This window comes from Pleionea sp. CnH1-48 (assembly GCF_024124665.1).
GTDB lineage: Bacteria > Pseudomonadota > Gammaproteobacteria > Enterobacterales > Kangiellaceae > JAMXSB01.
Genome location: NZ_JAMXSB010000006.1, coordinates 296,991 through 310,900, shown reverse-complemented (window position 1 = coordinate 310,900; position 13,910 = coordinate 296,991). Strand labels below are relative to the sequence as shown.

Genomic DNA, 13,910 nt, shown 5'->3' with positions numbered 1-13,910 from the left:
TATGGCAAAGACACCAACAAGAGCCCGTAAAAAGGTTAAAAAGCATGTAGTTGATGGCATGGCTCATATCCATGCATCATTTAATAATACGATTGTGACTATTACTGATCGCCAGGGTAATGCCTTAGCATGGGCTACTGCGGGTGGATCTGGTTTCCGTGGCTCTCGTAAAAGCACCCCTTTTGCTGCACAGGTCGCTGCTGACCGTTGTGCTGGTACTGCAAAAGACATGGGTATGAAAAACTTAGAAGTGTTTGTTAAAGGACCTGGACCAGGTCGTGAATCAGCAGTTCGTGCACTAAGTGCAGCTGGTTTCAAAATTACTAACATTACTGATGTTACCCCCATTCCTCATAATGGCTGTCGCCCGCCTAAAAAGCGACGCGTGTAAGAGATAGCGGAGACGAAAGATGGCTAGATATCGTGGTCCTAAGTTAAAGCTGGCACGTCGCGAAGGCACTGATTTGATGCTGAAAAGCGGCGTACGAGCTATTGATACAAAATGTAAGATTGATCAAACTCCTGGTCAGCATGGCGCAAAGCGCGCTCGTTTGTCTGATTATGGTGTTCAGTTACGTGAAAAACAGAAAGTACGTCGTATTTACGGTGTATTAGAACGTCAATTCCGTAATTATTATAAAAAAGCAGCTAGTATTAAGGGTGCTACAGGTGAGAATCTTCTCAAACTGTTAGAGTCTCGTTTAGATAACGTTGTTTATCGAATGGGATTCGGTGCTACTCGCGCAGAAGCTCGTCAATTAGTTAGCCATAAAGCATTAACTGTTAACGGCATTGTTGTTAACGTTGCTTCTTATCAGGTAAAACCAACTGACGTGATTGCTATTCGCGAGAAAGCAAAAGAGCAAGCTCGTATTAAAGCTGCTTTAGAATTGGCTGCACAGCGCGAAAAACCAAGCTGGGTTGAAGTTGATGAGAAAGCAATGGAAGGTGTATTTAAGAGTGTTCCAGAACGTTCTGACTTACCTTCAGAAATCAACGAAAACCTGATTGTGGAGCTGTACTCCAAATAAGGCCTAATCTGAACAGAGGACAGGACTTTTATGGGCAATGTCAACGAATTTCTGACGCCAAGACAAATTAAAGTTGAACAGGTAAGTGACACTCGCGCTAAAGTGGTTTTAGAACCATTTGAGCGCGGCTTTGGTCATACGCTTGGAAACTCTTTACGTAGAATCTTACTTTCTTCTATGCCAGGTGCGGCAGTAGTTGAAGTTGAGATTGATGGAGTGTTACATGAGTACACTACTATCGAGGGTGTTCAAGAAGATGTGATTGAGATCTTGCTTAACCTGAAAGGTTTGGCAGTTCGTTTGGAAGATAAAGACGAAGCTATTCTAACTTTGCAGAAAAGTGGTGAAGGCGACGTTATAGCCGCAGACATTGCTGGACTTTCTGGCGTAGAAATCGTTAATCCAGAACACAAGATTGCAACACTGACTAAAAATGCCTCATTGAGCATGAATATTCGTGTTAGCAGTGGTCGAGGCTATGAGCCTTCAACTGCACGTGCTAACAGCGAAGATGATGCTCCAATTGGTCGTTTGCAGGTTGATGCTTCTTTCAGCCCAATAACTCGAGTTTCTTATGTTGTTGAAGCTGCTCGTGTAGAGCAACGCACCAACTTAGATAAGTTAGTTTTAGATATTGAAACTAATGGAACTATTGAGCCTGAAGAAGCGATTCGTCGAAGCGCTACTATTCTCCAGGAACAACTAGCAGCTTTCGTTGATTTGAAAGACGAAAGAGAAGTTGAGCCAGAAGAACGTGAGCCTGAGATTGATCCTATCTTGTTACGTCCTGTTGACGATTTGGAACTTACAGTCCGTTCAGCTAACTGTCTGAAAACAGAAAATATCCATTACATCGGTGATTTGATTCAGCGTACTGAAGTTGAGTTGTTAAAAACTCCTAACTTAGGTAAGAAATCACTGACTGAAATTAAGGATGTTCTAGCTTCTCGTGGTTTATCTTTAGGCATGCGTCTAGAGAATTGGCCACCAGCGAGCCTATTAGACGATAAGTAATTATTATCTAATAAATATGAAGACCGGTATCTTATTAAGGTGCCGGTTTTTGTTTTATAAATTTAATTAAAAAAGATCAGTACTAAAGCAGGCTGGTCGTAAATAAGAGGTTTTTATCATGCGTCATCGTAAGAGTGGTCGTAAGTTAAATAGAAACAGCAGCCATCGTCAGGCTATGTTTCGTAATATGTCAGTTTCTTTGTTCAAGCACGAGTTGATCAAAACTACTTTGCCTAAAGCAAAAGAGTTGCGTCGTGTTGCTGAGCCACTAATCACTTTAGCAAAAGAAGATTCTGTTGCTAACCGTCGTTTAGCTTTTGCTCGCACTCGTTCTAAAGAAGCCGTTGGTATCTTGTTTAATGAGCTAGGTCCTCGTTATCAAGACCGTCCTGGTGGTTACTTAAGAATTATCAAGGCTGGTTTCCGTACTGGTGATAATGCACCAATGGCGATTGTTGAATTAGTTGATCGTCCAGAAATTGAAGAAGTAGAAGAGATTGAAGAAACTGAAGAATAAGTTATTTTTCAGAACTATTTTTTAGCCGAGCACTTTGCTCGGCTTTTTTTTGCCTAGAGATCCTGCCAGTTAGTTTTTGCGCAAAATAACTTCTTATTAGATTTTAATCATATTCTTTAGTGATATAATCCCGCTTCTTTTTTGAGATGTAGATTTTATAGCTGGAGTTGCCGTGTCAAGCTCAGAAAAACGCCCTTTCTTGTCAGCCTGGGTAGACATCTTTGCGATGAATAGTTTCTCCTACATTGTTGCATTACCCATTGAATTAATCATTGCTGGAATGTCTTGGCAAGAGCACTTAAAAGTTCGCTTGGCAGCTTTGGTGTTAAATACTCTAGTCGCTAGGCCATTTGGTATCTGGAGAGACTTTGTCATTAAACGTTTTGGTATCAGAGAAGATAGTCGATTTATCAAAGTTTATCTTGTTGATACTTTAGTGTTTCTTTCATTCCAACTACCCTTGTATGTAGGGAATATGATTCTTGGTGGTGCTGACTGGGGAGAGATAATGAAAGCTTCAGTAACAGTGTCTCTAATTGCCGGGTTATTAGGGCGACCCTATGGAATCTACCTTGATTTTATTAAGCGCCGAGTAGGTTTGAGCATTGCTTTTGAAAAAGCAAAATGAGGGTATTGCCGTGAATATTATGAAAAATGCTGTCAATTCTGGCTCACTTTGTGTTGGCGTTATTGCTGGTACTCAGACCGATACTCGTTTTGGCTTGGACTACCTTGAGTCACGAGATACAAGAGGCATAGGTTTGTCGATATCGGCTAATCCTCAGGCTCAGACTCAGTTGCAGGCTCTAGACAGAAAGAATCTAACTGAGTTGGTACTCGCTTCGCTTGAAGAGCTTGTAAAAGAGGGTGCTTCTAGTGCTATGCTTTATTGTAATTCACTCAGTGGTGCTATTGATCTCGAACAAGTTAATAAGGAAGGGGCTATTCCTGTCATCACCCCTTTAGATGTTTACGAAGAGCTGACATTTCAATATCGAAATTTTGGTCTATTGGCTGCAAACTGTCAGAGTTGTGCGAATATCGAAAGAACGATTCTTAAGTACAACCGAACGGCAAAAGTTATTGGTATCGGGAATCTCCAAATAGTGGAAGATATTGAGGCCGAGTTACCACCAGAACTTATTATTAGACTGCATGCTCTGGAAGATCTGACAAGAGCATTAGTTAAAAGTGGTGTTCAGATTTTGATACTAGGCTGCACTCACTTTGATTATTTCTACCCTAAGCTTAAAGAGCTTACAAAAGGGATTAAGCTATTTCTGCCTTCTGAAAGAATGCTAGAGATGCTAAAGGAGAGAAGTAAGTAATCACATTCTTTCTGATGCCTTCATACAAAGGCTGAATGTATTTAAACTTTAAATTTTAGATGAATCATATTATCGTTTCTGCTTAATAATTATCCATTTATTTTGACTTTTATTTGAACACTGGTCAGACCTTTGGCATAATTCGCTGCGTTGCGATAATGGTTGTAGAGGACATAGAGAGTTGAAACAGTTATTAGATACCCTTTGGGAAGATTATTTAGCATTAACTCCTGATGCAAAGCGTTTACATGAAGCTTTTCAGGCTGCTGGTGAAGACAACATTATTAATGATCACATTGCTTTAAGAACGTTTAATCGCGGTGAGTTAGCATTAGATAAATTTGTCGAGTTTTTCGCAAAGTTTGATTATGTCCCTATGGATGAGTACCACTTTGAGGAAAAGAAACTACGTGCTTATCATTTTGCTCATAAGACAGATATTAACTTGCCTAAAATCTTTGTGAGTGAGTTGCTGTTGGAAGAGATGTCAGAAAATGTTCAAGCGATTTGTAACTCTCTTATCGAAGAAGCTGACGCACATATCCAACAGAATGGCTTAATGCTTCCTTCTATGCCTTGGAGAACGATTTCGGCAGAAGAGTATTTATCTTTGAGAGCTGAGAGTGAATACGCTGCATGGTTGGCGACATTTGGTTTACGTGCGAACCACTTTACTGTTTCTGTTAACCACCTAACTACCTTCAAAACATTGGAGTCAGTTAACGACTTCATCAAGAGCAGCAACTTTGAGCTTAATCAAAGTGGCGGCGAGATTAAAGGTAACGAAGACGTTTGCTTGAAGCAGAGCTCTACTATGGCGAATACCGTTGAATGGGAATTTGCTGATCGTACTATGGAAATTCGTAGTTGTTTTTACGAGTTTGCTCAGCGCTTTAACATCCCTGGTACTTCTGAGCTGTATCAAGGTTTTGTTGCTGCTTCTGCAGATAAGATTTTTGAATCGACTGATGTTGCTGCCTAAATCTTAGGTTATTGATACAAAAAGGCCAATGCTTATGCATTGGCTTTTTTGTTTTAGAATTAATGAAAGTCTCTTGATGCTCGTTTAAACCCTGGTAGCTGCTCGCTAATATCTGCTATATGTCCCGCGACAATGTGCACAACATTTTGCTCTCTTTCTATTGTGCCCTTAATCAGCAATAATCGACTGGCTAAAATGGCTTGTTTAAATTTCTCGACAGTATTTTGCCAAACAATAATATTCATATTCCCTGACTCATCCTCTAGTGTTAAAAAAAGCACACCTGCAGCAGTCCCTGGTCTTTGTCTACAGGTAACAATTCCTGCAATACGAACAAACTGTCCTTGTTTCATTTTTTTAAGATCTCGAGCAAGTGTGCAACGGGATACTGGATATTTCTTTCGTAATATGGCTAAAGGATGTTGTCGTAAGGTAAGACAGGTTCGCTGATAATCTTGGTGCATGTTTTCAACTTGAGTTGGACTCGGTAATACAAATTGCTCTTCCTCTAAATGAGAATGATTGATTGTAGAAAATAACGGTGTTGTTGTTTCTGTTGCCAAGGCTTGCCATTGTGCCTGATATCTATCTTGGGTGAGTGTTGGCAAGGCATCTGCTTTAGCCAGTGATTCTTTCTCTTGAGAATTTAATGATGCTCTCGCTACTATGTCTTGAAAGTTTATGAAATCTCTTTCTTCTCTTGCTTGAAGGATGCGTTCTGCTGCCGTGATATTAAAACCTTTCACTAGTTGAAGACCTAAACGAATACTCGGTTGTTTTGTTTTACTTTCTTCTAGTGTTGGTAGATCTTCCAGAGTACAAGCCCAGTGACTGTGCATAACGTCGATGGGTTTTACATTGATCTTATGATGTTTGGCATCTTGCACGAGTTGAGAAGAACTATAAAATCCCATTGGCTGACTGTTTAAAAGCGCACAATAAAATCCTGCGGGGTGGAAGCGTTTAAACCACGCAGAAAAATAAGCCAATATGGCAAAGCTCGCAGAATGGGATTCTGGAAAGCCATAGCTTCCGAATCCTTTCATTTGTTCAAATAGGCGATTAGCGTAACTTTCGCTGTATCCATTGGTCAGCATTCCTTTGACTAGCTTATCTTTAAATTTATAAAGATCACCATTTCGTCCCCAAGTTGCCATCGCTCTTCTTAACTGATCAGCTTCTCCTCCGCTAAAGCCCGCAGCAACCATCGCCATCTGTATAACTTGCTCTTGAAAAATGGGAATGCCTAAAGTTCTTTTTAACACTGCTTTTATGGCATTATTAGGATAAGTTACTTCTTCCAGGCCATCTCTTCTTTTTAAGTAAGGGTGGACCATATCTCCCTGAATGGGACCTGGTCGCACGATAGCAATTTCAATGACCAAGTCATAAAACTCTTTGGGCTTCAATCGTGGGAGCATACTCATCTGTGCTCTTGACTCGACTTGGAAGACACCGATGGTATCCCCTTTTGAAAGCATCTTATAAACTCTTTCATCATCATGGGGAATACTTTCAAGAGAGTTCAGAGGATGGTAAGGAGTTATCAAGTTCATGCACTTTCGCAGCATGGTCAACATACCTAGAGCCAGTACATCTATTTTTAACAGCCCCAGGTTTTCTATATCGTATTTATCCCATTGGATCACTGTGCGATCAGGCATTGCTGCATTCTCAACAGGTACCAGTGTCGCTATAGGAGCTTGAGTGATCACAAAACCTCCTACATGTTGAGACAAGTGCCTGGGAAACTTGAGTATGCTCATCACCAGGTTGAAGTAATGTCTTATTAAATGTGCATCTTTAGACATATTGAGCTTTTCAAAATATTCTAATAAGTGCTCAGGCTTATCCCACCAGGCTAAAGAACGTGAAAGCTTATCTATAAGCAGTGGAGCAATATCGAGTGCTTTACCAACATCACGAATAGCACTGCGCATACGATAAGTAGTGAGTGTTGCTGTAAGAGCTGCATGCTCCCGAGTATATTTTCGGTAGATATACTGGATAACTTCTTCTCGACGTTCATGCTCAAAGTCCACATCAATATCCGGAGGCTCATTCCTTTCTTCAGATATAAATCGCTCGAACAGTAAGCTACTTTTCTCTGGGCTTACTTCTGTTATTTTTAAACAGTAACATACAACAGAGTTTGCTGCGGAGCCTCTGCCTTGACATAATATTTTTGAGTTTCTGGCGAACAAAACAATATCGTAAACGGTTAAGAAGTAATTTTCGTATTTTAACTTTTCAATGACGGATAACTCTTTATTCAACTGTTCTTTTACCTTATCAGGTACGCCTGATGGCCATCTGTCATTGGCTCCTTGATAAGTGAGCTTTCTTAAATACTCGCTTGCTGATGTATTGGGGGGAATCGCCTCTGTCGGATATTGATAATAAAGATCAGTTAACGAAAAAGAGCATTGATTTGCCAGGTTTTCGGCTTCGAACCATAGCTCCTTTGGGTAAAGATCTACTAACTCCTCTATCTCTCTTAAGTGCTGTTCTGCATTAGCTAATAGCTTATCTCCCAGGCCTTGTATTGTTTTATTTTCTTTTATCGCTGTTAGGCAGTGTTGCAGCCTAAGCCTTGACGATGAGTGCATAAGCACCTTGTTAAAAGCAATAACGGGTATATTAAAGTTGTTGGATAATTCTACTATTTGAAGATATCTGGAGTAATCATCGCTTAGCTTAAGTCGAGTAAACGCTATCCATAACCGTTCACCAAAACAATGTTTAAGAAACTTCAATTGTTGATAGTTATTTACTTCATTATCTGTCCAGTGCCAGATGGCTAAGGGGTGGTCCAAAAAGTTGCTTAAGTCAGACTCTTTTACTCGATAACTTCCTTTTTCTGATCGTCGTCGAGCTCTAGTGATCAGTGTTGATACTTGCTGATAAGCTTTTTTATTTGGACATAATAAGGTTAAGTTTATTAGTCCTTTTTCATCATCAGTCGTAACTTTAAAAAAAGAACCAATAATTAATTTAAAAGATTGGTTCTTTCTGGCTTCGACATGAGCTTTTACGATGCCAGAGAAGCTGCACTCGTCGGTAATGGCTATGCCCGAGTAGCCTTTCTTAATGGCATCGTTTACAAGTTCTTCTGGGTGTGATGCGCCAGTAAGAAAGGTATAGTTCGATGTTACGCCTAGTTCATAAATCTTCATGGTTAAGTGTATATGCCATGTATAAACCACTCGTCTTTTTGGATGTCATGAAAAATCCAGTAGTAGCTATGGTTTTGATGCTTTGCTATGTAATACTTTCTACAGACATGTTTTTTCCACCAATAACCAGAGATGCTCTCGGGTGAAGAAACTATAGTCATAGAGCCATTCCACCATAAGGAACTTCCTTCTTTTATTATTTTTTGAGGCTTTTTAAATAACCAAGCTGGCCGTATGTGGCTATTTTTTGACGATAGTGAGCTTTGAGGCTTTTGGCTTATCGCAGTATACGTAAGCTCAGGTATATTTTGCGACTTTCGTTCTAACCATAGACAAGTTTCTGTACCTAATTTAGCCTGGATTTTGTTAACAAAATTCAATGAGCTTTTAAACTCTCCATCTTGATGAAATAGTGGCTTTTCATTTATCTCTATTGCTATCAAGTTATCAACAAATAGGTTTATGGATTCTATGGGAGCTGACAACTTAATATTGCTAAGATATAGAAGTGTATTTTCTAGATAGATACTATGGTTATATTGATGATCACTAAAGTGAACAGAAAAGGACGTTGTTTTCTGATAAATATCGGTTAACGTCCAAAGTAAGTCTGAAGAAGATCTTTGGTGTAACCTGAAAAAGTTAACCAGCAGTTCTATTAAATATGAAATTGGGCTTTCCAAGTTTTCTATCGAATGAATAACATCGATAAAGGATATTGAGGCATTAAAGTTTTCTTCAGGGATATAGTAGTCAGGAATATCATCTAAGTCATTATTTAACTTTTTAATATACTGCATTGTCTCTAGTCCGAAGCGCCTTCTGAGCGATGAGCTGCTCGCTTTAAGTAGTTGTTCAAGATTTTTGATACCTGAAGAAATAATGCGTTCTCTATGCGACTTTTCTATAACAAGATCGGAGATTTTTATTGCTCTTATCTTCTTAGCAAGTTGCAAAGTATCAAATGTTGCTAAAGAATGGTTCCAGGTTTGCAAAGAGCATTCATCAGGATCTATCGATAATACTTCAGCGGCTTTAAGAGTATGAGCAATGGCTATTTGGTATGTGAGCTTTAAGTTGGTTAATGACAGTCTTATTTTATTTTCTATCTCTGATAATCCGTTAAAGAGCTTCAGGCTTTTTTGTAACTCTAGTAAAACGCAATGGCTAGGTAGAATAACAAGGGCTGGTGTAAAACATGATAAAGCTTGCGCTATATTTTCCAATACTTTCTGTTCGTCGTGCTGATTCCTTTCTAGAACTTTAAGACCGGAAGATAATGCATACCCCGTTCCAATACTTTGTTGAGTTTGAACACCTTTCTCTCTTGCTGCTCTATTACAGCCGATAATGATGTTATCCTGAACGACTGCAATGGGAATATCATTAGTATGACCAATAGAAGCTAGTCGAGCTTCTAAAGGTAACTGAGTAAAACGAATACATAACCACAACATAGTTTTAGTGCGTTGACAATTCTGTTTGTGGTAAATGATCAGACTCAGAGAGCGGTGCTTCATATTGTTTATATGAGGCCGTCACCGTTTGTCTTTTATTACACTCCGGGACAGGCCATTGAGACCCAGGAGCTGAGGTCCAGTATTGTTGTTCAGTTAATAGCTTTAATGAAAAGCGTTGATCACTCCAACCACCGGGCTGTTTTAATATATGTATTTGGCTACAACCATTTTTAAGAGGAGTTAATGTTAAGCGCAGGCTAGCCATAGAGGGACTGGATACATAGGACTGGGGTCTTAGTAGAAAAGCCCAGTTACTCCCTTGGGTGGCTGCAAGAGACAGTTTTCTCAGTGACAATACGGCTAATGGATCGTCACTCCATATCATAACGACGGAACAAGAGCCTGATGTAAGGGCTTGTTGTGCTGCCCAGACAGCGTCTTGAGTAGAGCTGGTATGAAGCAAAAGCAATTGATGGCAGACAATACCTTGGCTATTGAGTGCATCGACATAGGGAATCAGTGGTGGATTGATGAATAAGATAAAGCCTGACTTTTGAGAATAGGTTTTTAGTAGAGGCGTGAGCAAACGCAGCTCACCGACTCCATGATGAGGTAATAGTATTTCAGTTAAGGCTCCTTTAGGCCAGCCACCGTCATGTAAGTGGTGATCTAGCCGTTGATAGCCTGTTGACACTGCCGCTCTTACTTTTGTGTGTTCTGAAGCTTTCCAAAGGGCAGGATGTCTTAATACTTGAGAGAGTGACATTCGATTGAAAATAACTTGATTTCGTACTTATATAAGTAGCATTTATTTGAGTGGTTTTCCAGTACAATCAAGCATTGAGATGCTAAGTTATTGAAAACAAGACATCTTTATTTTTAGGGAGTAAAGCAATTAGGCACAAATTAAGCCAGGTAACGGAATTAGGAGTTTAGGTGGTGGTGGCCCTTGAATCTGTAACCAAATGTTATAATGTATCATACTTTTGGGTTTTAACTTTTTGATTTTAAACAGAAATATTTGTTTTTGCCTTTGGGCCGTTCATATTTGATATAAGAGCTTGTTTGGGATTCATCCATGACTGTGATACATAAGAGAACGCAAATATAATATAAACACTAGGGATTTCTTATGTTTAAGAAGACACTTATTGCCACCCTGCTCAGTGCTGTGGCTGGCCAAGCCTATGCTGCTAATGGTGACTGGTATCGCCAAACAGCGGTTTCTCCAGATGGAAACAAGATTGCTTTCAGTTATCAGGGGAATATTTTTGTTGTTGATAAACAAGGGGGGACAGCAACACCTGTTACCATGCATAGCGCTTATGACGGTTATCCTGTCTGGTCTAATGATGGTAAAAAGCTGGCCTTTGCATCTGATCGCTATGGCAACTTTGATGTTTTCGTGGTGAATGCAGACGGAGGGAAAGCGAAACGTTTGACCTATCACTCTACCAATGACATTCCTTATGACTTTAGCCGCAAGAATGACAAAGTGCTGATGCGCTCACTACGAATGGATAGCGCTAAGTCGGCCCAGTTTCCTTATGGTGGTTTGCCCGAACTATACGAGGTTAAGCTATCAGGTGGTACGCCAAGCCAGTTAAGTACGATTGCTATGGAAAGTGCAAAGTACAGCGATGATGATAAACAAGTTATTTATCATGATGTAAAAGGTTATGAAGACCCTTTCCGTAAGCATCACACCTCATCTGTTACTCGAGACATCTGGGTATGGGACAAAAAGAAAAATAAGCGAACTAAATTAACCAACTTTGCTGGTGAAGACAGAAATCCACTGTGGAGTCAGGATGGCAAGAGCTTTTACTATTTGTCAGAACAGAGCGGCACTTTCAATGTCTGGAAAAAAGACATCAAGTCAGGACAAGCCACTCAGCTAACTCACCACAAAACTCATCCAGTTCGTGATCTGAGTATGGATGATAATGGTAACCTGGTATATAACTACCATGGTTCAGTTTATCATCTAGAAAAAGGCCAGAAAGAAGGCAAGAAGCTGGATATCAAAGTTGCACAACACTCTAACCATAACGATATTAAAACTTTGGTTAACCCTGCAAATGCGACTGAGTTCTCTGTTTCTCCTAGTGGCAAAGAAGTGGCTTTTATTATTCGTGGTGAAGTTTATGTGACTTCCACTGAGTTTAATACCACTAAAAGAATTACCAACACGCCAGAACAGGAGCGAAGTGTTTCTTTCTCTCCTGATGGCCGTAGTTTGCTTTATGCCGGTGAGCGTGACGGTAGCTGGAATATCTATCAAACAACGCTGAGCGATAAAAACGAAAAGTATTTTTATGCTGCAACGGCAATGAGCGAAAAAGCTATTGTTAAAGACAGTGATGAAACTTTCCAACCTGCTTATTCTCCGGATGGAAAAGAAGTTGCCTATATTGCTAATCGCGAAAGTGTCAAAGTTGCTAACCTGAAGTCTAAGAAAAAACGTTTGGTTTTAGCGGATAAATATAACTATTCCTATTCTGATGGTGACCAATATTTTGAGTGGTCTCCTGACAGCAAGTGGTTGGCTGTACACTTTTCTGATACCAATCGTTGGACGCCAGAGGTAGGGATCGTTTCTGTTGATGGCAAGTCTGAGCCTATCAATCTTACTTTATCTGGATATGCTGACTTTGTTCCTCATTGGGCTCTAGATGGTAATGTTATTACATTTGCTAGTAATAAACATGGCCGCAGAAACCACGGTAGTTGGGGAGCTGAAGCCAATATCTTCGGTATCTTCTTAAATCAAAAATCTTATGATGAGTTTAATTTATCAAAAGAAGAGCTGGCGTTAAAAGAAGAGCTTGAGGAAGACAAGAAGAAAAAAGCGAAAGATGAAGAAAAAGAGGATAAAAAAGATAGTAAAGATGAAAGCGTAAAAGCTATCGATATTAATCTCAAGAACATTGATGATAGAACTAAACGTTTGACTCGACACAGCTCTGAGTTAGGCGGTGGTCTATTATCGAAAGATGGTAAAAAGCTTTATTATTTGGCAAGGTTTGAAAAAGGCTTTGACTTATGGGAGCAAGATTTTAAAGAAGGTAGCACCAAAAAGCTTTCTAAGCTTGGCGCTGAGTCTATTTCTATGGAAATGGATAAAGAAGGCAAAAACATTTTCTTATTAGCCGATGGTAAGCTTTCGAAAGTATCGTTAGCGGATGGCAAAAGCAAACCTATCAGCTTTGCTGCAGAAATGGAGCTAAATGCCAGTGCAGAACGAGACTACCTATTTGAGCATATCTGGCGTCAAACAAAGCAAAAGTTCTACTTAGAAAACATGCATGGCGTCGATTGGGACGGACTCAAAAAAGAATATAAAATGAAGTTGAAGTCGATTAATAACAATCGTGACTTCGCATTCTTAATGAGTGAGCTGTTAGGTGAGCTAAACGCATCGCATACTGGTGCTCGCTATCGTCCTGCTGGTGGCGGCGACAATACCGCATCTTTAGGTTTCTATCCTGATTATAACTACAATGGTAAAGGCGTCAAAATCGCTGAAGTCATTGCCAAAGGCCCATTAGATCGAGATGACCTTTCGATTAAGCCTGGCACAGTGATCACTGCGGTTGATGGTGTTAAGCTGGATTCAGATGCTAACTTATATCAGTTGCTAAACCATAAAGCAGGAAAAAGAGTTCGCTTGACACTTAAACCGAGAAAGAAAAAATCTTACTCAGTTGTAGTTAAGCCTGAATCTCGAGGTGCTACTCAACAGTTGCGTTATGAGCGATGGGTAGAGCAGCGTCGTGCTCTTGTTGATAAACTTTCTAATGGTCGTCTTGGATACGTTCATGTTAAAGGGATGAATACCGCTTCGTTCCAGGAAGTTTACAGTGAAGTACTAGGTCGCAACTCGGGTAAAGAAGCTTTGATTGTTGACACTCGATTTAATGGCGGCGGTTGGCTTCATGATGACCTGAATACTTTATTATCAGGTAAAGAGTATTACCAATTCTTGCCACGAGGCAAAAACATGGGCTCTGAACCAATTGCTAAGTGGAAGCGTCCATCGGTCGTCTTGATGGGTGAGGGTAACTATTCTGATGCTTACTTATTCCCACACTCTTATAAAGCACTCGAGATTGGTAAGTTGATTGGTATGCCTGTGCCTGCTACTGGAACCGCCGTTTGGTGGGAGCGTTTGCAATCAGGTGACTTGATCTTTGGTATTCCACAAGTAGGCATGTTGGATAACAAAGGCTTATTGCAAGAAAATCGAGACTTACAGCCAGATGTATTGGTGGATAATGATCCTGACTCTCTAGCTCGTGGTAAAGATAAACAAATTGAAAAGGCCGTAGAAACTTTATTGAATGATTTAAAATAAAGTCATCGCCACTTTTTGTTTTAGGCTGATAGAGAAACTCTCTAT

At 40.0% G+C, this 13,910-nt stretch carries 11 protein-coding genes; 8 read left to right on the top strand and 3 right to left on the bottom strand.

Annotated elements, in window-relative coordinates; translation table 11 throughout:
* Window position 1: 1 nt before the first annotated feature.
* The 7 genes from rpsK to NH399_RS11695 all read left to right on the top strand — a co-directional run bounded on the left by rpsK (window position 2) and on the right by NH399_RS11695 (window position 4,872).
* Window positions 2-391, top strand: a complete 390-nt coding sequence (rpsK, locus tag NH399_RS11725) for a 30S ribosomal protein S11 (protein WP_253040423.1) — start codon at window positions 2-4, stop codon at window positions 389-391.
* 19 nt (window positions 392-410) lie between these two features.
* Window positions 411-1,031 (top strand): 30S ribosomal protein S4, encoded by a 621-nt coding sequence (gene rpsD / locus NH399_RS11720; protein ID WP_253040422.1) that lies wholly within the window; start codon window positions 411-413, stop codon window positions 1,029-1,031.
* A 30-nt stretch (window positions 1,032-1,061) separates the two neighbouring features.
* Entirely contained in the window at window positions 1,062-2,045 is a 984-nt protein-coding gene (gene rpoA / locus NH399_RS11715) for a DNA-directed RNA polymerase subunit alpha (RefSeq protein ID WP_253040421.1), read from the top strand.
* A gap of 118 nt (window positions 2,046-2,163) precedes the next feature.
* Window positions 2,164-2,562 carry a 50S ribosomal protein L17 gene (rplQ, locus tag NH399_RS11710; RefSeq protein WP_253040420.1) on the top strand — a complete coding sequence of 133 codons (399 nt, stop codon included), beginning with the start codon at window positions 2,164-2,166 and terminating at the stop codon, window positions 2,560-2,562.
* 172 nt (window positions 2,563-2,734) lie between these two features.
* Window positions 2,735-3,190: an L-alanine exporter AlaE gene (gene alaE / locus NH399_RS11705; protein WP_253040419.1), complete on the top strand. Its 456-nt coding sequence runs from the start codon at window positions 2,735-2,737 to the stop codon at window positions 3,188-3,190.
* Window positions 3,174-3,890 carry an aspartate/glutamate racemase family protein gene (locus NH399_RS11700; RefSeq protein ID WP_253040418.1) on the top strand — a complete coding sequence of 239 codons (717 nt, stop codon included), beginning with the start codon at window positions 3,174-3,176 and terminating at the stop codon, window positions 3,888-3,890. The genes alaE and NH399_RS11700 overlap by 17 nt, the downstream gene beginning before the upstream one ends.
* 181 nt (window positions 3,891-4,071) lie before the next feature.
* Window positions 4,072-4,872, top strand: a complete 801-nt coding sequence (locus NH399_RS11695) for a DUF1338 domain-containing protein (RefSeq protein WP_253040417.1) — start codon at window positions 4,072-4,074, stop codon at window positions 4,870-4,872.
* A 59-nt stretch (window positions 4,873-4,931) separates the two neighbouring features.
* Here the strand turns inward: NH399_RS11695 and NH399_RS11690 are convergent, their stop codons facing one another.
* The 3 genes from NH399_RS11690 to imuA are packed head-to-tail and all read right to left on the bottom strand — an operon-like array spanning window position 4,932 to window position 10,274.
* On the bottom strand, window positions 4,932-8,048 hold the full coding sequence (locus NH399_RS11690) for an error-prone DNA polymerase (protein WP_253040416.1): 3,117 nt from the start codon (window positions 8,046-8,048) through the stop codon (window positions 4,932-4,934).
* Window positions 8,049-8,050: 2 nt separating this feature from the next.
* The gene (locus NH399_RS11685; protein ID WP_253040415.1) at window positions 8,051-9,505 is read right to left on the bottom strand and encodes a DNA polymerase Y family protein; all 1,455 of its coding nucleotides are present in this window, start codon (window positions 9,503-9,505) and stop codon (window positions 8,051-8,053) included.
* Window positions 9,506-9,509: 4 nt separating this feature from the next.
* Window positions 9,510-10,274: a translesion DNA synthesis-associated protein ImuA gene (gene imuA, locus NH399_RS11680; RefSeq protein WP_253040414.1), complete on the bottom strand. Its 765-nt coding sequence runs from the start codon at window positions 10,272-10,274 to the stop codon at window positions 9,510-9,512.
* Window positions 10,275-10,640: 366 nt separating this feature from the next.
* Between imuA and NH399_RS11675 the strand changes: the two genes are divergently transcribed.
* Window positions 10,641-13,865, top strand: a complete 3,225-nt coding sequence (locus NH399_RS11675) for a S41 family peptidase (RefSeq protein WP_253040413.1) — start codon at window positions 10,641-10,643, stop codon at window positions 13,863-13,865.
* Window positions 13,866-13,910 lie beyond the last annotated feature (45 nt).